Consider the following 26,905-nt stretch of genomic DNA (forward strand, 5'->3'; position numbering starts at 1 on the left):
CGCGATGACAGCGAACAACCATCACCGCGCCCTCCTCGATGTCCGCGATCTGTCCGTCGCGTTCGCGCGTGGCACCGCCATCGCTGCTGAAGACGTCTCCTTCCGCATAGGCAAGGGCGAGACCGTCGCCCTCGTCGGCGAGTCCGGCTCCGGCAAGACCGTGTCGGCCCTGTCGATCCTGCGCCTGCTGCCCTACCCATCCGCATCGCACCCTGCCGGCGAGATCTGGTTCGAGGGCCGCGACCTGCTCAAGCTCTCCGAGAAGCAGCTGCAGCGCGTACGCGGCAATCGCATTTCGATGATCTTCCAGGAGCCGATGACCTCGCTCAATCCGCTCCACACCATCGAACGGCAGGTCGGCGAGGTGCTGCGCATCCATAAGCACATGGACGAGAAGTCCGTGCGCGCCCGCGTGCTGGAGTTGCTGCACAAGGTCGGCATCCGTGACCCCGAGCAGCGCCTCGACGCTTATCCGCATCAGCTGTCCGGCGGCCAGCGTCAGCGCGTGATGATCGCCATGGCCCTCGCCAACGAGCCAGACCTGCTCATCGCCGACGAGCCGACCACAGCGCTCGACGTTACCATCCAGGCGCAGATCCTCGAGCTGCTGAAGCAGCTGCAGCGCGAGATGGGCATGGCGATGCTGCTCATCACCCATGACCTCGGCATCGTGCGCAAAATGGCCGAGCGCGTTTACATTATGAAGAGCGGCCACATCGTCGAGGAAGGCGAGACGGAGGAAATCTTCACCGCGCCGCGCCACGCCTACACCAAGCAGCTTCTCGCCGCCGAGCCCAAGGGTGACCCGCCTCCTGCCAACGACAGCGCACCCGTCGTCGTCGAGACTGAGAACCTCAAGGTCTGGTTCCCCATCAAGCGCGGCCTGATGCGCCGAACCGTCGACTACGTGAAGGCTGTCGACGGTCTCTCACTCAAGCTGCGTAAAGGCCAGACGCTCGGCGTCGTCGGAGAGTCTGGCTCCGGCAAAACCACGCTTGGCCTTGCAATCCTGCGGCTGATCTCCTCCGAAGGGCAAATCGTCTACATGGGCAACCGCATCGACGGCTTGAGCAGCCGCGACATGCGCCCCTTGCGCAAAGACATGCAGATCGTCTTCCAGGATCCTTACGGATCGCTGTCGCCGCGCCTCTCCGTAGGCCAGATCATCGAAGAAGGCCTGACCATCCAGGCGCCCGAGTTGAGCGCCGCCGAGCGCCGCGCGCGCGTCAGCACCGCGTTGAAGGAAGTCGGCCTCGACCCCGATGCCCAGGATCGCCATCCGCACGAATTCTCCGGTGGCCAGCGCCAGCGCATCGCCATCGCCCGCGCCATGGTGCTGCAGCCCCAATTCATCATGCTCGACGAGCCGACCAGCGCACTCGATATGTCGGTGCAGGCGCAGATCGTCGACCTACTGCGCGACCTGCAGAAGAAGCGCGACCTCGCCTACCTGTTCATCAGCCACGACCTGAAAGTGATCCGCGCGCTGTGCAACTATGTTGTTGTCATGCGCAACGGCAAGGTCGTCGAGGAAGGACCGGCCGCCGAGGTCTTCGCCGACCCGAAGGAAGACTACACTAAGGCCCTGTTCGCCGCGGCGTTCAACATCTCCGTCGAGCACGCGAACGTGCTTGCCGGCTGAGCCGGATCGCTTGCTTCGCCAAGGAACTCGCCATGCCCCAAGTCGCGAACGCTAAGTTGAAGCTCTACCACGCCGCCCGCACACGTTCGTCCACCGCTTTATGGATTCTTGAGGAGCTTGGCGAGCCGTTCTCCATCGAACTGCTGACACTGCAAAAGGGCGAGCAGCGCAAGCCGGAATACCTTGCCATCAACCCTATGGGGAAGGTTCCGACGCTGGTGGATGGCGACACCATCGTCAGCGAGGTCTCCGCCATCTGCTGCTACCTGGCTGACGCTTATCCCAACGCCGGGCTCGCACCCGACGTGCACGATCCTTTGCGCGGCCCGTATCTCAAGTGGCTGTTCTATTCCCCGAGCTGCATCGAGCCTGTCATGATCGATAAGGCGCTTGGCCGCGCCGCGGCGCCACGCACAACCTCCGGCTGGGCCGACTATGACACTGTGATTTCCGTGCTGCGCGACGCCGTAGCTAAGGCGTCACCGTATTTGCTCGGCGAGCGCCTCACCGCGGCCGACGTCGTCATCGGCTCGACGCTGCATTGGGGCATTCAATTCAAGCTGCTGCCCGATCTGCCTGAGTTCGTCGCTTACGTTGATCTGCTGAAGCAGCGCCCCGCGTTGCAGCGGCAGCTCGCCTACGACGCAGCCATTGCGCAGCAGATAAACACGTAAAAGTGGTTCCGCTCTGTCTTGGATTGCGGCATCGTAGCTGCCATCTGCGATCAGCCCCGCTGGAACGATGCTACCTGACGACGTCTTCCGCTCACGGCTTCAATCGACGATCACTGCCCTGCGCTACTGGGCACCCTCCGTCGCGGACGCCGCGCGCATAGAGGAAACCGAGACGAGCGACTTCTGGCGCATCGACGTTGCCCCGATGGTTGCCAGCGCTTGCCCGTTCGAACTGATCCTGCACGCCGACCAGAACTATGATCTTTCGATCGCTGGCGAAACCTACGAGAGCCGACCCGTCGAAACCTTCGAGTGGATCGTGCCTCTGGCCAACGCGGTAGCGGACGGTTCGATCGTACAGCGGCGTTGGATCAGCCGGCTTACCGGGCTCGAGCGTGCCGTAGAAACCATCGTCATGCTGCCAGGCGGCGGAATTTGGAAGGAAACCCGCGGCGCCTGGGACCTGCGTGCACCGACGCTCGACGATGATGGCACCGAGTTGCGCGAAAAGCGCTTCCTTCCCTACCGCCGCTAAGCAGCTGACTTTGCCGACAACCCCGGCAAGCGCTTCACTGCAGCGATCTCCGCACCAAGCTTGGCGATGCGTTCGATAGCCTCCGGCAGCGTCTCCGCCGCAACCTGCATATGATGTGCGTTGGCGTGAACGAGCGTGACGCTATCGGCCATAATGCCGACGTGCCCCTTCCAATAGATGAGATCGCCGCGCTGCATCCCCTCAAGCACGTCCGGAATTTCCACCAGCGTGCCCACTTCGGCCTGCTGCATGTCTGTATCGCGCGGCGCGAAAATGCCCGCTGCCGCCAAAGACATCTGCACCAACCCCGAGCAATCGATGCCCAGCCGCGTGCGCCCGCCCCACAGGTACGGCGTGCCAATGAAGCGTTCGGCGATCTCCACGAAGTCCGGCTCTATCCTGCCGATCTCGCCAACGTGTCGGCTGACGACAAACCCGCCACCCTTCAGCATCACGAAGCGATCATCGCCCTCAACGACGCTCAATTCAGCGTTGAGACTTAGGTGCATCAACGGCGGCGATTTGATATCCGGCACCGGGTACACGAACGTACCCAGCGAGCGCACCTTGTGCGTCGGCTCCTCGATTTCCGGAGACAACGCCTCCGACGGCACATAGCCGACGTACTTGTCCCGATCGAGCTGCACCCACGCCCAGCCGTCGCGTTCGTCGAATACGGTCACGCGCTCGCCGAACAGCGCCTCGGTCTCGAACCCGAACGTCGGAGTCGGGCGGCTGCGCAGCGGCACTGAGGCGCGCATCACCTGCCCTGGAAATCCTTCCACGTAACGCGGCACGCTCACCTTGCCGTAGAGGCTTTCAGCCGCGAGATCAGGACGAAACGGATTTCGTCGCGGATCGAGCCGTTGCGTCGGCGCCGACGTGCTTTCAATGCTCACGTCCTCGTCTCTATCGCTCATTGGCAAGCTTCCCTTGCCAGCATCGCATAAAGAGCGCGCGCTGCTTGTGGCTCGCCTCCGCGAGGACCCAGAGGCCCCGCTGCCGGGCGCCAGCCATAGATGTCGAAGTGCGCAAAGCGCTGCGCTTTCGTCGCGAAGCGCTTGAGGAACAGCGCGGCGGTGATCGACCCGGCCATCGGCGTGTCCCACACATTGTTCATGTCGGCCACAGAGCTTTCAAGCTTCGCATCGTACCCCGGCCACAGCGGCAGGCGCCACACCGGATCGCCGATCGCAACCGACGCGCTCATCATCTCGGCAGCGAACGCATCGTCGTTGCTGAACATCGCCGGCAAGTCGGGACCGAGCGCGCTGCGCGCTGCACCGGTCAGCGTCGCGAACACGTAAAGCGACTGTGGTGCCTCCTCGTCGGCCAGAGCGATCGCGTCGGCCAGCACCAGACGCCCCTCTGCATCCGTGTTGCCGACCTCGACCGTGATCCCCGCACGCGAATTCAAAACGTCGCTCGGACGGAACGCATCGCCCGAGATGCTGTTCTCCGCCGTCGGTATCAGCACCCGCAATCGCACATCGAGCTTCTGCGACATGATCATGTGCGCCAGCGTCAGCACCGTCGCCGCGCCGCCCATGTCTTTTTTCATCAGCAGCATGCCGCTCGGCGGCTTGATATCGAGACCGCCGGTGTCGAACGTGATTCCCTTGCCGACCAGCGTAACCGTGCGCGCGCCCTCGCGCCCCCACCGCATGTCGATCAGCCGCGGCGCCCGCGGGCTTGCCCGGCCCACCGCATGGATCATCGGAAAATTCTGAGCGAGCAGATCCTCGCCCACCGTCACGTCGATCTGCGCGCCGTGCCTCAGCGCCAGCTCCCGCGCTGCCGCCTCGATGTCCGCTGGTGCGAGATCGGAAGCCGGTGTGTTGATCAGATCGCGGCCGAGGCGCACCGCCTCGATGGTTCCGAGCGCCAGCGAGCGATCGGCGCCTTCCGGCAGGCGCAGGCTGACGCAACGCGAGCCCCCGCTCTTTGTCTTGTATCGGCCATAGCGGTAGCTGCCGAGGCCCCAAGCGATAGCCGCGAGCGTGGGATCCTGCGCCGGCAGCGAAAGCTGATAGCTGCCCGACGGCAAAGACTGCGGCAGTAGACCCAGCAGCAGCTCAGATGTGCCCGATGGCTCCCCGCAGGCCCCGCCGCCAAGCCCCAGCAAAACCGCCGCGATGCCCCCGTCCGGACCGGGCACCAGCGTCTGCTGCTTTGCTGCCCCTTTGAAGCCAACGGCCTTGATCCAGTTCCGCTGTTCGGCCGAAAGCGGAAGGTCATCGAGCACCGTGTCCTGCCCAACCGCGAAGATCGGGATCTCTTTTCCGCCCGCTCCATCCGCGACGAAGATGTCTTCGCCTGAGGCGAGTTCGCGCGGCAATGTTTCGTCGTTCATCTGTTGCTGCTCGCTGCTGGCAAGCCAAGACCTGATCGGGCATCTAATAGGGGACCCCGATCGACTCGTGGGCACAAGACAAGATCACAGAGGGCAAGGCAAGAGCATGGCCGGACAACGCTACCGCTTGGTCATCGGGAACAAGAACTGGTCGAGCTGGAGCCTCAGGCCCTGGCTCGCCATGCGCCGGTTGGGGCTGCCGTTCGAGGAGATTAACGTTCGCCTCCGGCAACCTGATTCCAAAGCCGAAATCCTGAAATTCAGCCCTGCCGGCATGGTCCCGCTGCTTCTCGACGGTAATTTTCCAGTCTGGGATAGCCTCGCCATCCTCGAATACCTGGCGGATCGGCACCCCGAGAAGGCGCTTTGGCCGGCCGACATTGAAGCCCGCGCACGTGCCCGCTGCGCGGCGGCGGAGATGCACTCCGGCTTCATGCCCCTACGCCGCACCTGTTCCATGGATATCCTTGCCGTGGCACCCCTCGACCCGGTCCCCGAAGATGTCGAAGCCGATGTCCGGCGCATCGTAGCGCTGTGGCGCGAGTGCCGGTCGAACTACGGGAGCGGCGGGCCGTTCCTGTTCGGCAACTTCACCGCGGCCGATGCGATGTATGCGCCAGTCACCTCGCGCTTCCGCACCTACCTCCCGGACCTTGCACGCTTCGGCGACGATGGCACCGCCGCGACCTACGTCGACGCCATTTTTGCAATGCCCGAAATGTACGAATGGATCGCCGGCGCCAAGGCCCAAGTGGCCGCCGCGCCATAGCCATCCCATCCCTTAACGTACTCTTAGCGAGGCTTAATCGTTTATTGAGAAGTGTCTCACACCCTGACCGTCAAAGGACAGAGATTCGGGGCGAACCCGTCTCGCTTGACTGTCAGGGAGACTTAAATGCTGATCTCTTCGCCCCGCCGGCTCCGCCAGGGCGGAACCATTGCCGCCCTCGCAGCCTCGCTGATGCTTGGCGCGTGCGGCCAGACGCTCAAGACTTCGACCGGATTGTTTTCCGTCGCCAATAGCGACCAGACGGCCGCTCTTCCCCAGAAGTCCCCTCCCGCGCCCCAGGCGCAAGACCCCACAGCCTCGGGCGGCGTCAGCACTGAACTTCTCAAGGCCACCGATTATTGGGGGCAGATCTACGCCAAAAACCCGCGCGACCTTCAGCCCGCTCTCAGCTACGCCCGCAATCTAAAGGCCATGGGGGAGAAGCGCCGCGCCTTGGTGGTGCTGCAGCAGGTCTCGCTCTATCACGGACAGGATCGTGAGCTTGCCAGCGAATATGGTCGCCTTGCCCTCGATCTTGGTCAGGTGTCGGTCGCCAAACAGCTTCTCGCCGTTGCCGACGATCCGGCGCGCCCGGACTGGCGCGTCATCTCCGCCCGCGGCGCCGCCCTTGCCAAGGAAGGCAAATATGATGACGCCATCCCATACTTCGAGCGCGCCCGCGTCCTCTCGCAGGATCAGCCGTCGGTCATGAGCAACCTCGCGCTCGCCTACGCAATGAACGGCGACGCCGGCAAAGCCGAATCGATGTTGCGTCAGGCCGCCGCCTCCGACGACACTTCCCCGCGCATTCGCCAGAACCTTGCCCTCGTGCTCGGCCTGAGAGGCAAGTACGACGAAGCCAAGCTCGTCGCCGCACGCGACATGCCCATGAACAATGCCACCGAGAACGCCGACTATCTGCGTCAGGTCGTGCAGCTCGATCCCAAGTCGGTGCCCAGCTCTGAACCGGCGCAGTGGAACACTGAATCCAAGATGATCGCCCAATTGCCGACGGTCGACGCGGCACCCGTCGAGAAGGTTGCTCGCCTCTCTAACACGCCCGTGAGCGATCCCGCCGCCGCCAATGACCAAGGTTGGGTAGTGTCTGAGCCGGCCACGCCGGCAGCCCTCGCCGCGGCACCATCCTCGGCTCATCCCAAGGTTCTGTCGGTCTCGGAAATGGCCGCGCAATTTGCTGTAGCGGACGATGTCACTGCAGACACGCCGGCTAAGGAGCCCCAGCACAGAAATTCCGTGGTCGCCCAGTTCAAGAGATAGGCACTCGATCGGCCGCGAGGCCGGTCAGTGCACGCGTCTCACTGCCACTGGAAATATCGGATCGCCGCCGGAAACAGGATGATCACGAACAGCACCGGCAGGAAGAACAGGATCATCGGCACGGTCAGCTTCGGCGGCAGCGCAGCAGCCTTCTTCTCCGCCTCCGACTGACGGATCTCGCGATTTTCCTTCGCCATCACGCGCAGCGCCTGCCCGACTGGCGTGCCGTAGCGCTCCGCCTGCACCAGCGCTGTCGTTACCGCCCTCACGCCCGGCAGCCCCGTGCGCTTGCCTAGATTGTCGAACGCCTGTCGGCGGTCCTGCAGGTATGACAGCTCGGCGGTGGTCAGGCTCAGTTCTTCCGCGAGCTCAAGCGACTGGTTCGCAACTTCCTTCGACACCTTGCCGAATGCTGCCTCAACCGACATGCCCGACTGCACGCAGATCAGCAGCATGTCCAGCGCATCGGGAAATGACAGCCGGATCGACTGCTGGCGCTTCTGAATGAGGTTCTCGATAAAGATACTCGGCGCATATGAGCCGAGAAACGCCGCTGCGATACACATCATCAGCTTGACTGTCGCCGGATAATTGACCACGCCAAGCACGAATAGGTAGAACGCCGCCAAGAGGAAGAAGACGGTAGGGGCAGCGACGCGGAAAAACATGAACGCCACCAGTGGCGCCTGCCCACGCAAGCCCGCACGCTTCAAACGATCGCGCAAGTCCTCGGTATCAAGCATCTTGCGCAGGTTGAGGCTATCGACGATCTGCTGCATGTAGCCGGTCGGCGTGCGCCGCAGCCGTCCCTGCTTGTCGCGCGCCGCCATTTCGGCCATGCGCTCTGCCCGCATCTTGTCGCGCTCGACGGCCATCGCGCGCATGCGCTGGTTCATGCGATCCTCAGCAAGGATCGGCATGGCGATTGTCAGCACCGTCGCAAATGCGCAGATCGCCACCAGAATGGTGACGAGGAACGTCGGGTCGGTGAAAAGCTGGATCAGATCCATGGCCGTATACCTCGAACGCGCGCGCTGCCCGCTATCGTTAGAACTTGAAGTTGATCATCTTCTTCATCACCAACACACCCGTCATCATCCATAGGCCGCATCCCAGGAGCGCAAGGTTGCCCACACGCGTTGCGAACAGCGGCCTGATATAGTCAGGCGACGATAGGTAGAGGAGGAACATCACCGTTGGCGGCAGCGCAGCGAGCACGATGGCCGATGCTTTGGCTTCCGCGCTCAACGCCTTGATCTTCATCTGCAGACGCACGCGGTCGCGCAGCACACCCGAAAGATTGCCCAGCGCTTCTGACAGGTTACCGCCCGACTGCTGCTGAATGGCGATGACGATCGATAGAAACTTGACCTCCGGCAGCGGCATGCGCCCCGTCAGCTTTTCCAGCGCCTCACCAAGCGGCACGCCGACACGCTGCTGGTCCATCACCTCGCGGAACTCGCTCGCCAATGGCTCGGCGCTCTCGCGCGCGACGATAGCGAGGCACTCGTTGAGCGGCAGGCCCGATTTCATACCGCGCACGACAATGTCGATCGCATTCGGCAGCTCCAGCGTGAACTTCTGCTGCCTGCGCGATGTGATCCGGTTCACGACCCACCGCGGCACGCCGAACACACCAATCAACCCGATGACAACCACAAGAAACATGCGAGTTGAGCTTGGAGGAAGCGACAAGCTGACGAGGGCTGCAAGCACGCCACCACAGACGAAGCTCGCCAGCCAGAACACTCGCGTCGTTATTTTGAGCCCTGCCCGGTGTAGCCGCAAACGCAGCGAAACCTTCTGCGCCGCCTTCTGCCGCTCCTCGATCTCCTTCAAGGTCTCTGCGACCGGCTTGCGGCGCGCAGCCGCCTGCTCCAGCGGTGTAAGCGCCGTCCGCTTGGAATCGACAACACTCTTGACGCGCGAGCTCTGCTCCTTGTCCGCCGAAAAGTACGGATAGAGCAGTGCGTAGGCGAGGCCACCGAATGCCAATGCAGCCAGCAGCGCGGCGCCGAACGAAAGCAGGCCGGGATCAGACATTCACATCTCCCAGCGGATTGCCGTTCTCATCAAGCACCTCGGCCGTAGCCAGCGCATCGGCGAGACGTCCCTCCTGCCCGTAATAGACCGCGCGCTCCCAGAACCGTGGCCGCGCAATGCCCGTGGACCGGTGCCGTCCAAGGATGCGCCCGTTCGCATCTTCGCCCGTGATCTCGTAGACGATGAGATTCTGCAGGGTCACGACATCGCCTTCCATGCCGACGACTTCGGTAATGTGCGTCACCTTGCGCGAGCCATCGCGCAGACGTGCCGCCTGTACGATGATGTCGATCGACCCGGTGATCATTTCGCGGATCGTGCGCGAGGGCAGCTGGAAGCCGCCCATCATAATCATGGATTCAAGACGGCTGATGGCTTCGCGTGGGCTGTTGGAGTGCAATGTACCCATGGAACCATCGTGGCCAGTGTTCATAGCCTGCAACAGGTCGAACGCTTCCGGACCGCGCACCTCGCCCACGATGATCCGCTCCGGACGCATACGCAGGCAGTTCCTGACGAGATCACGCATCTTGATCTCGCCTTCGCCCTCCAGGTTCGGCGGCCGCGTTTCGAGCCGCACGACATGCGGCTGCTGCAGCTGAAGCTCCGCCGAGTCTTCGCAGGTGATGATGCGCTCATCGTCCTCGATCGAGCCCGTCAAGCAATTGAGGAGCGTCGTCTTGCCCGAACCGGTACCGCCAGAGATCAGCACGTTGCAGCGGACACGGCCGATGACGTCGAGGATGGTCCTCGCCTCTGCAGAGATCGATCCCATCCTCGCGAGCTGCTCCAGATTGAGCCGGTCGCGCTTGAATTTTCGGATGGTGAGCACCGGGCCGTCGATGGCGAGCGGCGGCGCAATGACGTTGACGCGCGAGCCATCGGGTAAGCGCGCGTCGCATATCGGGCTCGACTCATCGACACGGCGGCCAACCTGGCTGACGATGCGCTGGCAGATGTTCATGAGTTGCAGGTTGTCGGCAAACCGCACGCTCGTACGCTGCACCTTGCCCGCGACTTCAATGTAAGTGGTATCCGCACCATTGACCATGATGTCGGCAATTTCGTCGCGCGCAAGCAAAGGCTCCAGCGGTCCGTAGCCGAGCACGTCGTTGCATATGTCCTCGAGCAGCTCTTCCTGCTCGGCAATAGACATGACGACATTCTTGATCTGGATGATCTCTGAGACGATGTCGCGGATTTCTTCACGCGCCGATGCTGGCTCGAGCTTGGCGAGCTGCGTCAGATCGATCGTATCGATCAGCGCATTAAAGACCGTCGTTTTGACGTCGTAGTACTCTTCCGAATGCCGCCGCTGATCGCTCGAGCTTGCGGGTGCCGGCGGAACTTTCGGCGGCGCGGCCTTCGCTGGCGTCTGGCGCGGCTCCGCTACCGCCGGCTGCGCCGTCGGCAGAAGCGGCTGCTGAACGCGGTGAGCGGGAGTGTCGTTGCTACGCTTACCGAACATCTACAGTCCCTAACGCTTGAGCTTCAACTTCTCGAGGAACGGCGCAAACCCTGAGGCCTTCTTGGTCGCTTGGGCATCACGCCGGTTGCTGATTGCCAGCGCGATGTCTCGGAACCCGCTTGCCGAACGCGCTTTCGCATTCAGCTCCTCGATCATCTGCCCGTTGTTGGCCGCCTGGCCGAACACCTCGCTGTCGAAATCGATGACGGCGATCGCCTTGAGCCCGACCGCAGCCTCGAATTCCTTCACGCTGATCTCTGGCCGCTTCGGCATATTGACCATGTTCATGACCAGCCGCGGCTTGGAATCGTTGCGCCGGACCTGTTGCAGAAGATCGATCATGTTCTTCGCATTGCGCAGGTTGGCGAGATCGGGAACGGCCGTAATCACCACCTCGTCGGCCTGCAGCAATACGCCCTTCGCCCACGGCGTCCACACGTGCGGCAGGTCTACCGCCACGTAGGGTACATTCTGGCGCACCACGTCGATGACCTGGTCGCACCCCTCGACGGAAATGTCGTAGTCCCGATCGAGCGCCACCGGGGCCGCAAAGATCGACAGGTGCTCCGAGCACTTCGTCAGCAGGCGGTCGAGCAGCACCTCGTCCAGCCGTTCCGGCGTCGATAGCGCATCGGCAATCCCCTGCATGGGGTCCTGATTGAAGTCCAGGCCCGTCGTACCGAACGCCAGATCGAGATCCGCGATGACGACGTCCGCCTTCAGCGCCTCCGACAACGCCCACGCAGTGTTGTGGCACACCGTCGAGGACCCAACGCCCCCCTTGGCGCCGACAAACGCGTAGACGTGTCCAACGGGCTCGGTATCGGGATTGTTGTAGAGCTGGGAGATGGCCTCCATCAGCTGCAGCGGCTCGACCGGATCGACCAGGTATTCGCTGACCCCGCGGCGGAGAAGCTCGCGGTAGAGCATCACGTCGTTGACCTGGCCGATGATCAGCACCTTCGTGCCCGGATCGCAGTTCTCCGCCAGCCGGTCCAGTTCTGCCAGCAAATGATCTCGCGGCAAGCTGCTCTCGAGCACGATGAGGTTCGGCGTCGGGTTCTGCTGATAGTGGACGACAGCCGCCTCGATGCCGCCCATGTGCACGTTGACGTGCGCCTTCGCCAGTCGCCGATCCTCGGCAGCGATCCGGATGATCTCAGCGGTCGCGCCGTTCTCACAGAAAGCCTGGATGGAAATGCGCGGAATCGGCCGCGCACGTGTCGACGGCGCTGGCACCGCCGGCTCATCGAGCTCAGCCAGCGGCGCACCGACACCGGCCATCTCTTCCGGCTCGCCACCAAAGGGCTTGGCTTGATTTGACATGACGAAGTCGACCTTGCTCACTTTAGTTACTGGTGTCTTTGTTCACGCGCTCATCGACACTCTTGCGCGCGCCGGTCGGCTGACCGGTGACGTACTTGCCCCAAACCTGATCGCGACGCTCGCCCGAACGCGCCGTCTCGCTGCGCGGCCCGAGAAGATCGGCCGGATTGGCGACCATCACCGCCAGATTGCGTTGCTGCGCGCACCCGAGATTGGGATACGGCAGGTTCGTCGGCTCATAAGCGAGGTTGGTCGACCAATCTCCGCACTGCGGCGGCTCGGCCACGTAGCGCAAATACGACACCCGGATCGGCGGATCACCCGCGCCCTCGGCGTTATAGGCCTCGACCGAGATGTCCGACTTGCCGAAACCCTGGTCGCTAAGGATGTTGCGGATCTCTTGCACCGCGTACATCGCGCCGACTTCGTTCGTGCCGCCGCTCGGCACGGTCACGACCAGGCGGCTGTTGCCAGAATCTGTTGCGCGGAAGTGATCGACAAAGTTCATGAGCTGCGCCCGCTGCGACGATGTCAGACCATGCGCCCCTCGGGCCACGCGAATGAGGTGCGTCGTCGGCTCCTGTGACACCAGGATCGGATGCCGCTGCGAAGAATCGATGAGCGTCCAGCCCGCAACGCGGGTCGGATCGTCCGTCGTCTTGCAGCCCACCATGCCGAGGCTCGCCAGAGAGATCGCCAGCAGCTTCGCCGCGCGGAGCCGGCTGCTTCGTAATCCGGAAAGGCGCATCGCATGCTTCATGGTCATGACACCTTCCGTCCTATTCCACGATGAAACCGTAATCGCCCTTGAGGTCGCCGACGGGAGCAGGCCGGCCGGCGCCATAGATGCGATTGATATGCCCAAGGAAGTTCGCCTTCCGGTCGGTCGGATCGGCAAGACCATCGAGCGGACGCGCCAGCTCCTGCCGCGCAACCGGACGCACCAAGTAGGGCGTCACGATCACGACGAGTTCTGTTTCGTCTCGCTGGTAATCACGGCTACGAAACAGCGTGCCGAGGATCGGCAGATCCTTGAGGCCGGGAAAGCCGTCGATGTTCTGCCGCGTGTCCTCCGACAGAAGACCGGCAATGGCGATCGAGCCACCCGACGGCAGCTCGACCGTCGATTTCGCGCTTCGCTTTTTCAATGCTGGAATCTGAATGTTCGAGAGCACAACCGCGCCCTGCAGCGTCAGTTCGCTGACCTCGCTCTCGATCTTCAAGCTGATGCGCCCTTCCGACAGCACCACAGGCGTGAAGGCCAGGCCGATGCCGTATTCCTTATAGGAAACACTCACCTGTCCAAGGCTGTCGACAACCGGCACAGGATATTCGCCGCCAGCGAGGAACTTCGCCGGTTCGCCAGATACGGCAGTGAGGTTCGGCTCGGCCAGCGTCTTGACGAGGCCGTCGCGCTCCAGCGCGCGCAGCGCACCGCCGACTGCCTGATTGCCGGACTGCCACATGGTGGCGACGCCAGAGTTGCCGAAGGCAGTCAGGTCGCTGCCGTACGAAGGGCCACTGTTGAAAAAGCTCATCGCACCGGCAAGTGCTCCCTCCGAGCCGATGCCTGCCGTCGGCAACGTACCGAGCGTGGCTGCTGTCAGGGGCAACCCATTGGCCGACAGCACGGCGGTGGTGAAGTTGCCCGAGTTGACCAACGCGCCAACGTTGATGCCGAACTGCTTCAGGATCGTGCGCTGCACCTCCGCCACGCTGACGCGCAGCATCACCTGCTCTTCCGCCTCGACGGAGATGAGATTGATGATCGGTTTGGAGCCGTAGACGTCGGCCGCATCGGAGTTCGAGCCGCCGCCTGCATCCGTCGTGGCCGACTGATAGCTGCCGCCGATGGTCGTGTTGCTCGTGGTCGTCGAACTGGTCGACGCGCTTGGCGCACTCGAATTGATGATGCTGCCTACCTGGGCATTCGCCTGCGCAAACTGCGCCGCAATCTGCGCTGCGCGGTCCGAATCTATCGGCGTGCGCACCGTGCCCGTCAGCACGATCGCGCGTCCCGCGATCTCGCTGTGCACGTTGGAGCCGGGAATAAGGCGCCCCAGCAATTGGTCGAGCGCCGACAAGTCCGCACCGATGGCGACATCGAGCGTCAGGATCTGCTGGCCGTACTCATCGAAGAAGAAAGCGTTCGTCTGCCCGGTCCCCTTGGCAATCAGGAACACGCGGTCCGACGATTGCACGACCGCATCGAGCACCTTCGGATCGGAGACGAGCACGTCCTTCAGCGGCACGGGAAACTGCACGACTACCGAACGGCCGATTCCCAGATCGAGGCGCTTGGTCAGCGGAAACGCGGCATTCGCAGGAATGCGCAGAACGGAATCCCCCCCCGTCTGCCCCCGCGCAGCAGGCCTTCCACTGAAATCCGCCGCGTGAACGTTGCCGAAGCTGCTGACGACGAAGAAAACTGCAGCCATGCTGGCGCGCGCCCACTTTAGGGTCGATCGCATGTTAGATGTACCTTTTTCGAACAGCCGAAAACTGATGACGCCAACTCAGTTTACGCCGTACGCACGCGAGGGAACGCCGTAGCGGAGTACCCGCACGGTGCTGCCGCGTTGATCGTTCATGGCCGCGGTCGGTCCCTTACCCTTGAGATCGCCGTCGACAACGCTACGCAGGGCAAGGCTGATTTCCCCGGTGGAGTTGGCGCGCGCCAACAACTCAGCCTGCCGTGGATTGAGTTCCAAGGTTGCCGTACTGGCATTGCCCTCGGACAGTTTCGTACCTTCCTTCGTGCCGATGCTTTGCCCGATGGCCAGCACCCGAACGTTCTGGAACAGAGTGTCCGACACGGCCTCGTCTTGCCCCGTCGGACTGCGCTCGCGGCGCGTCAGGATCACATCGACCCGGTCGTTCGGAAGAATGAGACGGCCCGCCGCCGTCTCTTCCTTGATCTTCGTCGAGATCGCGCGCATGCCGCTCGGCAAGATCGCGGCTAGCACGCCGCCCTGCCCCGGCTTGATGAGCTTCTGGCTGGTCACCGGCTCGCCTTCGAGCAATGGCGCCCGGGCAATAGCACCCTCGACCACCTTCATGCCGCCACCGCTGCCCTCGGTGATGAACGACGGCGTCACGGCCTCTTTCGGCCATGTCTGCCAACGGAAGTCGGTCGCCTTGGTCACCTGACCAAGCGGAATGTCATGCCGTGCAACGAGCACTTCGGTTGCATCGACTTGCACAGCCACCTGTTTCGGCGCGCTCGGCTCGTTGACGATCGAACGCATGAGAATGAAGGCGAGGAGCCCAGCTCCGCCCGCAATCGCAATGCCGATCAATTGTCCTCGCTTCACTGCCGACGCGTCCTTATCCGCGGTGCAAAACCGTACGCTCCCGACACTGCCGAACAATCGTCAACGCAAAGTTAACTGCCGTAACGAATTGAGGCTGGGCGTGTCCTCGGTCCACCCGATCAATGGCCGAGCAGCAAGGGAATGGTGGTCATCGGGTAGACCACAAGCGCGCCGGCTGAGATCGCAACGCCGTATGGGATCCCCTCTTCGCGCTTATGCAGACGCAGAGCCCAATCGGGCAGCGGAAAAGCTCCCGCAGGCACGCTTCTATAAGCGAGCATCACAACGGCGAGCGCACCACCGAATACGGTGACCCAAATGAGAAACGGAAATAGTTGCTGATACCCAACCCAAACGGATGCAGCCGCGAGCAACTTGGCATCGCCGCCACCGAAGAGCCTGAGTTGAAACAGCACCATCGTCGCCAGCACAACCGCTAGCCCGACGCCGAAATGGAGCAGCATCACCTGCATCGGCATTCCAGCGATCAGCGCCGCGCCGACGAACGCGCCAATGAGCGCGAGCGACACCCAATTCGCGATGCGCATCGTCAGCACATCGAGCACTGCCGCGAAAATCATTATGAGGGGAAAGAGGAGCCCGAGTTGATGCCCCATTCCACACAACTCCACAAGATCGGCCTGCGCCGATAAACGGCGCAGGCCTGGGCGAACAAGAGCGCAGAACCGAACTAGATCTTCAGCTTGGCCGAGATGTCAGTGAGCATGGTGTTCAGCTTCGTGCCGACGAGACCGGCACCGGTCACGATGGCAACGCCGATGAGGGCGGCAATCAGGCCGTACTCGATAGCGGTTGCACCGGACTCATCCTGGGCGAAACGAGAAAGGAACGTCTTCATTTGACAGCAACTCCCATTTTTTGGATCGGCCCATGCCCCGCATGAGCCGGAGCCCGTCAGACATTGCCGCGGGACTGATCCGGTTATGGAACCCCATCTCTTAAACCTAAGTAAAACGAACTAATTTGCTCATAAATACCTCCTAACGACCTGTTAAAATATTCGCTAAGGATTGATGTTTTTCAATATGAGATAGAATAATTAAAGTAGACATGAAGCAATATTGGAGATTAGGCACGAGGTCGGCCGACGGCGGTTGTCTCCGCCATGACCAAAGCGCCGCAGCATAAGTTCAGCCGACAGAAAAATATTCCAGAACGAAAGACCGAGATCAGCTCGAATACTGAAAAACGCCAATTCGCCGGCCACGCCAAGCTGGAGGCAAGACCTCCTCTGACTGACTTACCGCTGAGTTTCAAAACCAGGGTTTCCAGTTTCTTCACCAATTGCTGAGGTAATGCCTCTCAAATTGTAGAGGCTGCATCCGCCGGACCTCGAGGACATGCCGATCAACACCCTAAGTCGTTCAGCTATCGCCGCCGTGGCGCTCATTCTCAGCATCTCGGCGTCACCCGCCGCCGACCTCGTCGTCGCCTACGACCAGTCACAGCTCCTGCGCCTACCGCGCCCGGTTTCCGAGGTCATTATCGGCAATCCGTCGATCGCCGACGTCGCCGTGCAAGGTGGCAATCTACTCGTCGTCACCGGCAAGTCGTTCGGCGTCACCAATATCATCGCGCTCGATGCCGACCGGAATGTCATCCAGGACCAGCGCGTCGTGGTTGATCGCGACGACCGCCGCACCGTGGCTTTGTTCCGCGGCCCGCTGCGCCAGACCTACACCTGCGCGCCGACATGCTCGCCTATGCTGATCATTGGCGATGATCCCGAGTACTTCGACACGGTCGCCAAAGCAGCCAACACGAAGAGCGGCGCCGCATCCGCGTCTGCCAAGCAGCAGCCCGCTGGCGAATAGCCCAATCCGGCACACGCATTAACTCGGCATCAACGCAGGTGCCGCAAATTGCAGACGAAGTAACATCTACTTTAGAAGCGAGAACTTACGGTCCCGGTAACCTACACCGAGGACCCCATGCGCTTGGCTCGCTTTCCAACTCCAAAGCCGACCTCCAGCACCACGCACCGCCTCGCCACGAACGAGGACGGCGCTGCCGCGATCGAGTTCGCGCTCGTCGGCCTGCCCTTTCTGCTTTTCATCTTCGGCATCATCGGATTTGGCCTCTACTTTCTGAACTCATCCTACCTCGAGCACGGCGTAAAAACCGCCTCGCGCAAAATCCTCACTGGCGAGTTGCGATCGGCAGGCGCCGACGGCAACCCGATGACCGTCGGTGAGTTTCGCAAGCTGGTGTGCGACGCCTCCGAGCCCGTTATTGATTGCAGCAAGCTGAGCGTCATGGTCCAGCACGCGACCGATTGGAGTAGTCTCACCCCGCAATCGTGCATCGACGGAGAAGGCAACATGGCCGAATCGTCAGGAGAAAGCGGAGATCTGCTTTCTCAGTATGCCGGCGACGCCAGCCAGGTCGTTCTGGTGACGGTTTGCTACAAGTGGGATCTCGCAAACACGATGAGCTTCTTGAAGCTCGGCAGCGGCGCGGATGGAACCGGCCCTGCCATTATGCAGGCCGCCTTGGCCTTCAAGAGCGAGCCCTATAGCTGATGGACAAGGCAACGATGCGCACCAACCTGTACAGAGCTTCGCTGCGGAACCTTCGCGCCGATACGCACGGCGGCGTTGCGATCGAGTTCGGTTTGCTTGCACCGCTATTGATGCTGATGCTTCTCGGCACCATAGAACTGGGCCGCGCAATCGCCAACGATCGCCATTTCATCGCCGCGGTCACGACAGCAGGCGACCTCGTTTCGCGCGAGGAATATCTCGGGACATCCGCCAGCGAGGCTGAATCGAACCTCGAAGGGATCATGCTCTCGACAAAGCACATGCTCGCCCCGTACGACGCCGGCAAGCTTAAGCTCGCAGTCTTCTCCGTCAAAGCATCCGACAGCGACGCGAAAAAGGCGAAAGTGGAATGGTCCTACTCCTACAACGGCATGGAAGCTCCAGCTCAATGTTCTGACTACACGCTCCCTGACGATATCGTCTCGGCCGGCGGAAGCGTCATAGTGGTGGATGCCGCCTATACATTTAGCTCTCTGTTCGGCAGCTATGTTCCGGGCATGAGCCCCAGCATGGAATGGACGGAAAAATCCTACTACAGCCCGCGGAATTCCTGCGTAGATCTGGTCGAAGGCGACAATTGCATCAGCAAATGCTGACAATGCCCACTGCGGCGAGACCAGACGGCCCTTCCACCGGCATTTTGATGCGTACGCAGCCTAAATAGCTTGCTCCCGCCCGCGGCAGGCCTATTCTAAGCGGATCGTCAGTCTTCAAACGACTTAGCGCGCGAGTCAAAAAAACATGGGACGACGTTCCATACACACTCCCGAGGAATTGCGGGAGCTGATCATCGACGCCACCACGACCATCGTCGAGCAGGAAGGCCTCGAAGGACTTTCCGCGCGCGAGATTGCCAAACGCATCGGCTATTCCCCCGGCACGCTCTACAATGTCTTCGAGAACCTCGATGACTTGCTGCTGATCATCGAAGCTCGTCTGTTGGATGAACTGGCCCTCCGCCTCGAAGGCACTGACACCTCCGGCTCCCCGTCGGAACGGATCCGTCGTCTCGTCGGTGCGTACTTCGCTTTTACCCAGGAGCGTCCAAAACTCTGGAACCTGCTCAACGAGCATCGTATGCCCGCTGGCCGCGCCGTTCCCGAATGGTACCAAGCGAAGCTCGACAAGCTCCTCGCACCGCTCGATGAAGCCATGACCCCGCTGTTGCTCGACCGCGATCCCGGTACGCGCCGCCAGCACGCACGCACACTCTGGGCGAGCGTACACGGCATGACCTCAATCTCCACCGCCGATAAGCTATCCCATGTGACGGCGCACATCGGCCGCTCATTGGTCGACGACCTCGTGCAGACTTACCTCGCAGGCCTGGAGAACCGCACCCCCGCGCGATCCGCGCATTCCTGATCGCAAGCCCGCCCTCAGGGCGCGGGGACGTCCGAAGGAGGCGGCTCCGTGGCCGAACCGGTAGCCGGCGCCGCCGCAGAGGCGGCGGGCAACGAGCCTGTTACCGGTGCGCCCGGATCGTTTGACTGGCGCCGTGCAATCAGGCTGCGATCCCTGACCACGCCAAACCAGCCATCGGTCGGCAGCAACCGTGCATTGAGCGCCGTCCACATCGGACGCGACGTGATCCCGTCATAGAACGTGCCGAACGAAGGCGTCAGGAATAGCAGCCCTACCGCCGCGGCTGCCATCAGCGCCGAGCCAGTAAGGTTCCGCTTGTCGTATGGCTTGAACGCCGTGCCGAACGACTTTTTGATGTAGTTTCCTAGAACGTCGACCGAATAGATCTCGTCCAGGATCAAGTGCGTCAGAAAGCCGATCAGTAGGAAGCCGCCTGCAAGCCAGGCCACCCCGTCTGGCCGATCAAACACGTAGTAGAAGATGATGACGGTCGCGAAGGCCGATGCCAGTCCGGCGATCCAGGAATGCCAAACGCCTCGATGGTTCGTCAGTCGATGGAACGTCGTGTGCAGGCCGTACCTCACGAATAGCAGTGAGCCGAGCCACAAGATCCACATCTCGGCGATCGACAGATGCGGTGCGAAGTGGAACAGCAGCGCAAATGAGAAGAACACGGCAAGCCCCGCAAACAGCGCACGGCTGGGACGCGAGTCCTTCAGGTCGATGTCCGGCAGTACCGAGCCGAGCGAACCAGCCAAGGTCACCGCGACGAGGTTCTCCGGCGCAATAACGTCGGCCGCAAGTGTGAGCGTGGCCAGCGAACCGGCAACGATCGTTCCAACGACGATATGCGTAGGGAAGTTTGCCATGGATTGTGCCTCCACCTCTCCCAGCGCGGCCCGCGAGCCGGCAAACACAACTCCCCATCAGATTCTCGGCGCCAGCGGGAGGGAGGCAGCCCATGCCGCATGTGGAAAACATACCGCGGCCTCAGTCGTCTCGAGCCTCTTGCCCTCCCGCCGCATAGCCGCTTAATGGCGCGCATGAAATCGCCGATCGCCGACAATAAGCGCAGCCAGCATCAGCTCATCGCAGCCAGCAGCATTGCGGTTGCGCTGGCTGTGATGGGGATCAAGTACATTGCCTATCTGATGACCGGCAGCGTCGCGCTGTTCTCAGATGCACTCGAGAGCATCGTCAACGTACTGACGGCCATCGCTGCGCTCGTTGCCATTCGCATCGGCGCACAGCCGCCCGACCGTTCGCATCCGTTCGGCCACCATAAGGCCGAATACTTCGCCGCCGTGCTCGAAGGCGCGCTCATCATCGTCGCGGCCTTTATGATCTTCCGCGAGGCGTATTTCGCCTTCTACGAGCCGCGCAGCCTCGATCAGCCTGTCGCCGGCTTGATGGTCAACGCCTTCGCCACAGCAATCAATGCAGCCTGGGCCTGGGTCCTCATGAGCCGAGGCCGCATCTGGAACTCGCCCGCCATGGCCGGCGATGGGCGACACCTTCTGTCCGACGTTATCACCTCGGTCGGCGTGCTGATCGGCCTTGTCCTGGCGACAATTACCGGCTGGAACGTCCTCGATCCCCTCCTTGCCGCCATCGTCGCATTCAACATTCTGCGCATCGGCTACAATCTCGCCGTCGAATCGATGAGCCAGCTCCTCGACCAGGCAGCCTCACCCGAAATCCAGGCGCGCATTCTCGCTGCAATCCGCGCCAACGGCGAGGGCGCACTGCAGGCGCACGATATCCGCACTCGCACCGCCGGCCCGCAGACATTCATCGAGTTTCACCTCGTCGTCCCCGGCGACATGACGGTGCTGACGGCCCACGGAATTTGCGACCGCATCGAGTACGCTCTGGAGCAGGAACTCGCCAACACAGACGTCATCATCCACGTCGAGCCTGACTATAAGGCCAAGCCCAAGGCCCCCGTCCAGCTTTGATCCTGACGCCAGGATTGCACAACGAGCGCATTCCCCGCTAATAGCGCCATGGATCCGCATTCGCTGCCCGGAGTGAGGCTGTTCGTCGATGCACCGCTTGCCGCGGGCGCCTCGATCTCCTGCACGACCGATCAAGCCAACTACCTCGTCAACGTGCTGCGCCTCGCTGTCGGCACCGATATCCTCGTGTTCAACGGACGCGATGGGGAGTGGCGGGCGAGGATCACAGACACCGCGAAGCGCCGCTGCTCGCTTGAGTGTACTGGCCAGACGCGTCCTCAACTCGATGGCCCGGACGTCGACTATGTCTTCGCGCCGCTCAAGCACGCTCGCCTCGACTACATGGTGCAGAAGGCGACCGAGCTGGGCGTGGCACGCCTGCAGCCGGTCCTGACCCGCCGCACCATTGCCGCCCGCGTCAACCTTGAGCGCATGCGTGCAAACGCTATCGAGGCGGCCGAGCAGTGCGGCGTCCTGCGTGTCCCCGACGTCGTCGAGCCGGCAAAGCTCGAACAGATACTGGCGCAATGGGATCCGGCGAGGCGCTTGGTCTTTTGTGACGAGACTGCCGACATCGCGAGCCCGCTCGACGTGCTGTCGGCGGTGCCACCCGGTCCGCTGGCCGTTCTCATCGGACCCGAAGGGGGGTTCGATCCGTCCGAGCGCGCACTGCTCCGCGAGAAGCCATTCACTCTTGCGATATCGCTCGGGCCCCGCATCATGCGCGCCGACACCGCAGCAGTCGCAGCCCTAGCCCTTGTCAACGCCGCGCTCGGCGACTGGCGCTGACTAAACAGATGCGCCAACAAAAGAGGCCACCAAGCCGGTGGCCTCCCGATCGCGCTGACGGTGATCGGCTATGTTAGCCGCCGCACTTGCCGTCGAGCTTGTCCATGGCGGCATCATAGGCCTTGCCGTCCTCAGACTCCGGATCGAGATCTGCACCCGCTTCGAATGCGGTCTGGAACTCGGGGCCCAGCTGCTTCATGAAGCCGTCCATCTGCTTGTCGAGCTCTTCCGCCTTGCTGTCGTCTTCGGCGTCCGCCGAGGACATGACCTTGCTCATCTCGCAGTAGACTTTCAGCTTTGCTGCATCGTTGCCCACGGCCTCGAAGGTCTTGACGGCAGAGTCCACTGCCGCATTGGCGGCGAGCACCGGTGAGGCAAGAAGGCCGCAGAGGGCGCAGGCGGCCAAGTACTTATTCATTGTGTTCTCCCATAGGGTTGTGAGCAAATTTGAAGCTTAGCGGCGACTTGCATGAGCGGTCCTCGACCCATCAGTGCATATCCGAAACTGAGAACGTCGGCGAGCGGACAAAGCCGTCGGCCCAGCAGGACAATCCGGCACACGATTCCTGGCGTGCAATAGTGTTTTTTTGTGGTAGCTGCATTGACCCCTCCCGAGGGGGCCCTCCGGGTTGCACTCGCGGGGCCGAGGCCTTAGAGGCTCCGTTCCGAATGCAGCAACCCGCCCACGCTAGAATACAGTCGGAAGGTCCTGTAGGCCGTCAACCCACGGATCCCAAGAGACAGTCGAACCTTTTGAAGGCCTGCTGAATGTCCACCCGTGAAGATGGCGCGCCAAGCCCGCTCGTCCGCTCGCGCGATGATCTCGTGGGTTGGATCGCCGCCGGCGAAAAGCCCAAGGCTGCGTGGCGCATCGGCACTGAGCACGAAAAGTTCGTCTTCCACACCGACACCCTCACGCCCGTGCCCTACGAAGGCGCCCGCAGCATCTCCGCCCTGCTCAAAGCACTGATAACGCGCTTCGGCTGGGACCCCATCGTGGAGGGCGACAAGATCATCGCCCTGAAGCGGGAAGGCTGTGAGATCTGTGGCAACATCAGCCTGGAGCCCGGCGGCCAGTTCGAGCTGTCCGGCGGCGCCCTTGAGACACTGCACGAGACCGCCGTCGAGACCCGTGCCCACCTACGCGAGGTCTTGTGCGTTGGCGAGCAGCTCGGCATCGGCTTCATCGGGCTCGGCTTCTCACCCAAGTGGACATTGGCGGAAACCCCGCACATGCCCAAGCAGCGTTACAACATCATGACGCGCTACATGCCGACCGTTGGCTCCCGCGGCCTCGACATGATGTACCGGACGGCGACCATCCAGGTGAACCTCGATTTCGCCAGCGAAGCCGATATGGTCAAGAAGCTGCGCGTCTCCCTCGCACTGCAGCCGATCGCGACGGCCCTCTTCGCCGCCTCTCCTTTCACGGAGGGCAAGCTGAACGGCTTCGAATCGATGCGAAGCGAGGTCTGGCGCGACACCGACAGGCGCCGCACCGGCATGCTCCCCTTCGTATTCGAGGAAGGCATGGGCTATGAGCGCTACGTCGACTACGCGCTGTCGGTGCCGATGTATTTCGTCTACCGCGGCGGCCGCTATATTGACGCGTCCGGTGCCTCCTTCCAGGACTTCCTCGACGGTAAGCTGCCGCAGCTCCCGGGCGAGCGCCCGACCATCGACGACTGGTCCGATCACCTCACCACCCTGTTCCCCGAAGTCCGTCTGAAGCGCTTCCTGGAAATGCGCGGTGCCGACAGCGGTCCATGGCAGCGCATTTGCGCGCTCCCCGCCTTCTGGGTCGGCCTCCTCTACGACGAGCAGGCCCTCGATGCCGCCTGGAATCTCGTCAAAGACTGGACCGCAGAGGAGCGCGAGGCACTACGCAACGCCGTCCCCAGAACCGCCCTCACCACCAAATTCCGCGACACCACCGTTCAGCAGATCTCCCGCGAAGTGCTCCGCATCGCCCGACGCGGCCTGCGCGCGCGCCGTCGCATCAACGCGGCGAGTCAGGATGAATCGGTCTATCTCGACCTTCTCGACGAAGTGGCCCACTCGGGCCGTACCCTCGCCGATCGCCTCATCGAGCGCTTCGAGGGCCCCTGGCACCGCAAGATCGATCATGTCTTTGAGGAATATGCATTCTGAGCCACTGGCGCCCTGGTTCAGGTTGTGTTCATCCTAGGCAACGTTTACTCGTCGACAGGGCACTATGGGGCATTCTCTGAGGCATCCGTTCTGACGGGCCGAAGCGGGCAAGCGGCGGGAGAACTAACGTGCTCGGACGCAAGTTGAACTGGGCGCTAATGACCATATTGGTGGCCCTCGCCACCCTTATCGCCATTGGCGTCGGCTCTAGCGATCACGTGGCGGCGGGCCAGTGCGGCGCGAACTGCAAGAACCAATACAATCAGTGCCGAATCTCGACCAAGGGCTCGCCGAGCTGCGAGGTCGCCTTCACCCGCTGCATGCAGGCTTGCATCCGCAAATAGCCCGCTTAGACAAATCCACACACATCGGCACCACGACCAGCCGCCGCGGTCCGTGCGCGCCCATCACGATCTTGCCTCCGATATCGCCGACGCGTGAGGCCCCTGGCGTCTTCGTCCGCGCGACCTTCGTCTTTGGGGCCGCGCAATTCCGCGGCGCTATTTGTGGAGCTTCAGGAACGCGATGAGATCTTTGCGCTCGGCTTCGTTCTTGATGCCGGGGAACGCCATCACATTGTTGGGCACGAAAGTATCCGGGGTTTCGAGATACTTGGACAGATTATCTTCTGTCCAGATGATGCCCTTGCTGCCCGCTTCCTTCATGGCATCTGAATAATTGAAGCCCGGTGCAGCCCCGGCCTTGCGCCCGACCACGCCGGTCAGCGCAGGACCAGCCTTGTTCTTTGCGCCCGGCCCAATGGCGTGACACGCGCGGCACCGCTTGAACACCGCTTCGCCCTTGGAGGCGTCTTGCGCTGCAGCGGGCAAGCCAGCGAGAAGCAAAGCCACCGCTGCAAATAGTCCCCTGCACATCATGCCGTCCTCCCGTTCCTCGCAGATCAGCAAATGCCCGGCCTGCGATCAAGGCCATTTGACGCCCTGCAGGCGGCCATCAGCGCCAGTCCAGCCGGCAGGGAAAGAGCAAGCTATTGGGTAGCAAACGAATTGGGTTATCATTGGACGCTAGTGATAAGGTATCGGCTCATCGGGCGAAAAGCTGTAGTGTCGGCCCAAGTTCGCTCAAAGCCCAAAGGCCACCGCTGAAAGCCTGTGGCCGCCAAACCGCGGTACGCGTAAGTCACATACGTGTATGCCTATCGCCGCTACTGGAACTGTCACGCCGGAGAAACGCATGACGCTGTCGAGGATGCCGGAACCAGACCGGGCTGTGCTCGACCGGAGAGACTCGATCGTCAAGGACCTCGAGGCGCTCATCGGTGTCGATGGGGTCATTTCCGAGGAGGAGGGCCGTCGTGCGTTCGAAGCCGATGCGCTGACCGCCTACCGCCAGGCTCCGCTCGCCGTCGCATTGCCGCGCTCCACCGAGGACGTCTCCAAGATCCTGAGGTACTGCCATCAGAATGGCATGCGCGTCGTGCCGCGCGGCGCCGGCACCTCGCTCTGCGGCGGCGCCCTGCCTACCGCCGACTCGATCGTCATCGGCACCTCGCGCATGAACCGCGTGATCGAGACCGATTTTATCAACCGTACCATCACCGTGGAGTGCGGCATCACCAATCTCGCCATCACCGACGCGGTCTCCGCCGAAGGCTTCTTCTACGCGCCCGACCCATCGAGCCAGCTCGCCTGCACGGTCGGCGGCAACCTCGCCATGAACTCGGGCGGCGCCCACTGCCTCAAGTACGGCGTGACGACCAACAACGTGCTCGGCCTCAAGATGGTCCTCGTCGATGGCGAGGTCGTAGAGATTGGCGGCGCCTACCCAGACTCCGAAGGCTATGACTTCCTCGCCCTTGTCGTCGGCTCGGAAGGCCAGTTCGGCATCGTCACCGAGGCCACGCTGAAGATCGTGCCCAAACCAGAATCCGCGCGCCCAGTCATGCTTGGCTTCTCCTCGTGCGAAGCAGCCGGCCAGTGCGTCGCCGCCATCATCGGCTCCGGCATTATCCCCGTCGCAATCGAATACATGGACCGGCCAGCCATCGCCGTCTGCGAGGCCTACGCAAAAGCCGGCTACCCGCTCGACGTCGAAGCCCTGCTCATCGTCGAGGTCGAGGGCTACGAGGAAGAGACGACACGCCTGCTGCGCGACATCGTCGACATCGCCCGGACATTCGATCCGCAGGTCATTGAGGCCAGCACCTCTGCCGAGCACAGCGCCAGGATCTGGAAGGGCCGCAAAGCCGCCTTCGGCGCCATGGGCCGCATCTCCGATTATTACTGCATGGACGGCACCATTCCCCTCGCGCGTCTGCCGGAGGTGCTGAGCCGCATCGCCCAGATCTGCGCCGAGCATCGCCTCAAGGTCGCCAACGTTTTCCACGCCGGCGACGGCAACCTGCATCCGCTGATCCTCTACAATGCCAACGATCAGGACGAGTCGAACCGAGCCGAGTTGGCCGGCGCCGAAATCCTGAGACTGTGCGTAGCAGTCGGCGGCTGCCTTACGGGCGAACATGGCGTCGGCATCGAGAAGCGCGATCTGATGGAAGTGCAGTTTTCCCCATCCGATCTCGCCGTTCAGATGCGCATCAAAAGCGTTTTCGATCCGGGCTGGCTCTTGAACCCGGGTAAAGTCTTCCCGCTCAGCGTGCTCGAAGCCAGCGGCGAGCGTCCGGCTGCAGATCAGGCAGCCTGAGGAGAGAGAATTGAG

Annotated in this window: 28 protein-coding genes; 14 read left to right on the forward strand and 14 right to left on the reverse strand. The window is 62.3% G+C overall.

Going from position 1 to position 26,905, the window contains the following annotated elements; genetic code table 11:
* The first annotated feature begins 4 nt into the window (after window positions 1–4).
* The 3 genes from ACP15D_RS07775 to ACP15D_RS07785 all read left to right on the forward strand — a co-directional run bounded on the left by ACP15D_RS07775 (window position 5) and on the right by ACP15D_RS07785 (window position 2,851).
* Window positions 5–1,642, forward strand: coding sequence for an ABC transporter ATP-binding protein (locus ACP15D_RS07775; protein ID WP_424956959.1), 1,638 nt, complete (start codon window positions 5–7; stop codon window positions 1,640–1,642).
* A gap of 32 nt (window positions 1,643–1,674) precedes the next feature.
* Window positions 1,675–2,316 (forward strand): glutathione S-transferase family protein, encoded by a 642-nt coding sequence (locus ACP15D_RS07780; RefSeq protein ID WP_424956960.1) that lies wholly within the window; start codon window positions 1,675–1,677, stop codon window positions 2,314–2,316.
* A 67-nt stretch (window positions 2,317–2,383) separates the two neighbouring features.
* Window positions 2,384–2,851, forward strand: a complete 468-nt coding sequence (locus ACP15D_RS07785; RefSeq protein ID WP_424956961.1) for a hypothetical protein — start codon at window positions 2,384–2,386, stop codon at window positions 2,849–2,851.
* Here ACP15D_RS07785 and ACP15D_RS07790 read toward each other — a convergent pair.
* Window positions 2,848–3,771 (reverse strand): NlpC/P60 family protein, encoded by a 924-nt coding sequence (locus tag ACP15D_RS07790; protein ID WP_424956962.1) that lies wholly within the window; start codon window positions 3,769–3,771, stop codon window positions 2,848–2,850. The genes ACP15D_RS07785 and ACP15D_RS07790 overlap by 4 nt on opposite strands.
* Window positions 3,768–5,204: a leucyl aminopeptidase family protein gene (locus ACP15D_RS07795; RefSeq protein ID WP_424956963.1), complete on the reverse strand. Its 1,437-nt coding sequence runs from the start codon at window positions 5,202–5,204 to the stop codon at window positions 3,768–3,770. The genes ACP15D_RS07790 and ACP15D_RS07795 overlap by 4 nt, the downstream gene beginning before the upstream one ends.
* Before the next feature lie 106 nt (window positions 5,205–5,310).
* On the opposite strand from ACP15D_RS07795, the gene ACP15D_RS07800 reads away from it, so the two are divergent.
* Window positions 5,311–5,973 (forward strand): glutathione S-transferase family protein, encoded by a 663-nt coding sequence (locus ACP15D_RS07800; RefSeq protein ID WP_424956964.1) that lies wholly within the window; start codon window positions 5,311–5,313, stop codon window positions 5,971–5,973.
* 126 nt (window positions 5,974–6,099) lie between these two features.
* Complete coding sequence (locus ACP15D_RS07805) at window positions 6,100–7,251, forward strand: tetratricopeptide repeat protein (protein WP_424956965.1); 1,152 nt, start codon at window positions 6,100–6,102, stop codon at window positions 7,249–7,251.
* 38 nt (window positions 7,252–7,289) lie between these two features.
* Here the strand turns inward: ACP15D_RS07805 and ACP15D_RS07810 are convergent, their stop codons facing one another.
* From ACP15D_RS07810 to ACP15D_RS07850, 9 genes are all read right to left on the reverse strand, one after another.
* Window positions 7,290–8,261: a type II secretion system F family protein gene (locus tag ACP15D_RS07810; RefSeq protein ID WP_424956966.1), complete on the reverse strand. Its 972-nt coding sequence runs from the start codon at window positions 8,259–8,261 to the stop codon at window positions 7,290–7,292.
* 37 nt (window positions 8,262–8,298) lie between these two features.
* Window positions 8,299–9,294: a type II secretion system F family protein gene (locus ACP15D_RS07815; protein WP_424956967.1), complete on the reverse strand. Its 996-nt coding sequence runs from the start codon at window positions 9,292–9,294 to the stop codon at window positions 8,299–8,301.
* Window positions 9,287–10,762, reverse strand: coding sequence for a CpaF family protein (locus tag ACP15D_RS07820; RefSeq protein WP_424956968.1), 1,476 nt, complete (start codon window positions 10,760–10,762; stop codon window positions 9,287–9,289). The genes ACP15D_RS07815 and ACP15D_RS07820 overlap by 8 nt, the downstream gene beginning before the upstream one ends.
* Window positions 10,763–10,771: 9 nt before the next feature.
* On the reverse strand, window positions 10,772–12,088 hold the full coding sequence (locus tag ACP15D_RS07825) for an AAA family ATPase (protein ID WP_424956969.1): 1,317 nt from the start codon (window positions 12,086–12,088) through the stop codon (window positions 10,772–10,774).
* Window positions 12,089–12,110: 22 nt separating this feature from the next.
* Window positions 12,111–12,854: a CpaD family pilus assembly protein gene (locus tag ACP15D_RS07830; RefSeq protein ID WP_424956970.1), complete on the reverse strand. Its 744-nt coding sequence runs from the start codon at window positions 12,852–12,854 to the stop codon at window positions 12,111–12,113.
* Window positions 12,855–12,867: 13 nt separating this feature from the next.
* Window positions 12,868–14,526, reverse strand: a complete 1,659-nt coding sequence (locus ACP15D_RS07835) for a type II and III secretion system protein family protein (protein WP_424956971.1) — start codon at window positions 14,524–14,526, stop codon at window positions 12,868–12,870.
* Window positions 14,527–14,604: 78 nt separating this feature from the next.
* The gene (gene cpaB / locus ACP15D_RS07840; RefSeq protein ID WP_424956972.1) at window positions 14,605–15,402 is read right to left on the reverse strand and encodes a Flp pilus assembly protein CpaB; all 798 of its coding nucleotides are present in this window, start codon (window positions 15,400–15,402) and stop codon (window positions 14,605–14,607) included.
* A 119-nt stretch (window positions 15,403–15,521) separates the two neighbouring features.
* Window positions 15,522–16,019, reverse strand: coding sequence for an A24 family peptidase (locus ACP15D_RS07845; protein WP_424956973.1), 498 nt, complete (start codon window positions 16,017–16,019; stop codon window positions 15,522–15,524).
* Between the two features lie 74 nt (window positions 16,020–16,093).
* Window positions 16,094–16,261, reverse strand: a complete 168-nt coding sequence (locus ACP15D_RS07850; RefSeq protein WP_424956974.1) for a Flp family type IVb pilin — start codon at window positions 16,259–16,261, stop codon at window positions 16,094–16,096.
* 502 nt (window positions 16,262–16,763) lie between these two features.
* On the opposite strand from ACP15D_RS07850, the gene ACP15D_RS07855 reads away from it, so the two are divergent.
* The 4 genes from ACP15D_RS07855 (at window position 16,764) to ACP15D_RS07870 (ending at window position 19,331) form a co-directional block, all read left to right on the forward strand.
* Window positions 16,764–17,237, forward strand: a complete 474-nt coding sequence (locus ACP15D_RS07855) for a pilus assembly protein N-terminal domain-containing protein (RefSeq protein ID WP_424956975.1) — start codon at window positions 16,764–16,766, stop codon at window positions 17,235–17,237.
* A 117-nt stretch (window positions 17,238–17,354) separates the two neighbouring features.
* A complete protein-coding gene (locus tag ACP15D_RS07860; protein WP_424956976.1) occupies window positions 17,355–17,945 on the forward strand; it encodes a TadE/TadG family type IV pilus assembly protein in 591 nt (196 codons plus the stop codon).
* Entirely contained in the window at window positions 17,945–18,562 is a 618-nt protein-coding gene (locus tag ACP15D_RS07865) for a TadE/TadG family type IV pilus assembly protein (RefSeq protein WP_424956977.1), read from the forward strand. Before ACP15D_RS07860 ends, ACP15D_RS07865 begins: the two co-directional genes overlap by 1 nt.
* Window positions 18,563–18,707: 145 nt before the next feature.
* Entirely contained in the window at window positions 18,708–19,331 is a 624-nt protein-coding gene (locus tag ACP15D_RS07870) for a TetR/AcrR family transcriptional regulator (RefSeq protein ID WP_424956978.1), read from the forward strand.
* A gap of 14 nt (window positions 19,332–19,345) precedes the next feature.
* Here ACP15D_RS07870 and ACP15D_RS07875 read toward each other — a convergent pair whose 3' ends face one another.
* Window positions 19,346–20,200: a metal-dependent hydrolase gene (locus ACP15D_RS07875; protein ID WP_424956979.1), complete on the reverse strand. Its 855-nt coding sequence runs from the start codon at window positions 20,198–20,200 to the stop codon at window positions 19,346–19,348.
* A 174-nt stretch (window positions 20,201–20,374) separates the two neighbouring features.
* Between ACP15D_RS07875 and ACP15D_RS07880 the strand changes: the two genes are divergently transcribed.
* Complete coding sequence (locus ACP15D_RS07880; protein ID WP_424956980.1) at window positions 20,375–21,289, forward strand: cation diffusion facilitator family transporter; 915 nt, start codon at window positions 20,375–20,377, stop codon at window positions 21,287–21,289.
* A gap of 48 nt (window positions 21,290–21,337) precedes the next feature.
* On the forward strand, window positions 21,338–22,078 hold the full coding sequence (locus tag ACP15D_RS07885) for a 16S rRNA (uracil(1498)-N(3))-methyltransferase (protein ID WP_424956981.1): 741 nt from the start codon (window positions 21,338–21,340) through the stop codon (window positions 22,076–22,078).
* Between the two features lie 73 nt (window positions 22,079–22,151).
* Here ACP15D_RS07885 and ACP15D_RS07890 read toward each other — a convergent pair whose 3' ends face one another.
* A complete protein-coding gene (locus ACP15D_RS07890; protein ID WP_072372797.1) occupies window positions 22,152–22,496 on the reverse strand; it encodes a hypothetical protein in 345 nt (114 codons plus the stop codon).
* Between the two features lie 350 nt (window positions 22,497–22,846).
* On the opposite strand from ACP15D_RS07890, the gene ACP15D_RS07895 reads away from it, so the two are divergent.
* A complete protein-coding gene (locus ACP15D_RS07895; RefSeq protein WP_424956982.1) occupies window positions 22,847–24,229 on the forward strand; it encodes a glutamate--cysteine ligase in 1,383 nt (460 codons plus the stop codon).
* A 128-nt stretch (window positions 24,230–24,357) separates the two neighbouring features.
* Window positions 24,358–24,573, forward strand: coding sequence for a hypothetical protein (locus tag ACP15D_RS07900; RefSeq protein ID WP_424956983.1), 216 nt, complete (start codon window positions 24,358–24,360; stop codon window positions 24,571–24,573).
* A gap of 156 nt (window positions 24,574–24,729) precedes the next feature.
* Here the strand turns inward: ACP15D_RS07900 and ACP15D_RS07905 are convergent, their stop codons facing one another.
* Entirely contained in the window at window positions 24,730–25,107 is a 378-nt protein-coding gene (locus tag ACP15D_RS07905) for a c-type cytochrome (protein WP_424956984.1), read from the reverse strand.
* Window positions 25,108–25,423: 316 nt separating this feature from the next.
* Here ACP15D_RS07905 and ACP15D_RS07910 point away from each other — a divergent pair, with 316 nt between their 5' ends.
* Window positions 25,424–26,890, forward strand: a complete 1,467-nt coding sequence (locus ACP15D_RS07910; protein ID WP_424956985.1) for an FAD-binding oxidoreductase — start codon at window positions 25,424–25,426, stop codon at window positions 26,888–26,890.
* Window positions 26,891–26,905: the final 15 nt, after the last annotated feature.

Source organism: Hyphomicrobium sp. 1Nfss2.1 (assembly GCF_965243865.1).
In the GTDB taxonomy this organism is placed as follows: Bacteria; Pseudomonadota; Alphaproteobacteria; order Rhizobiales; family Hyphomicrobiaceae; genus Hyphomicrobium_A.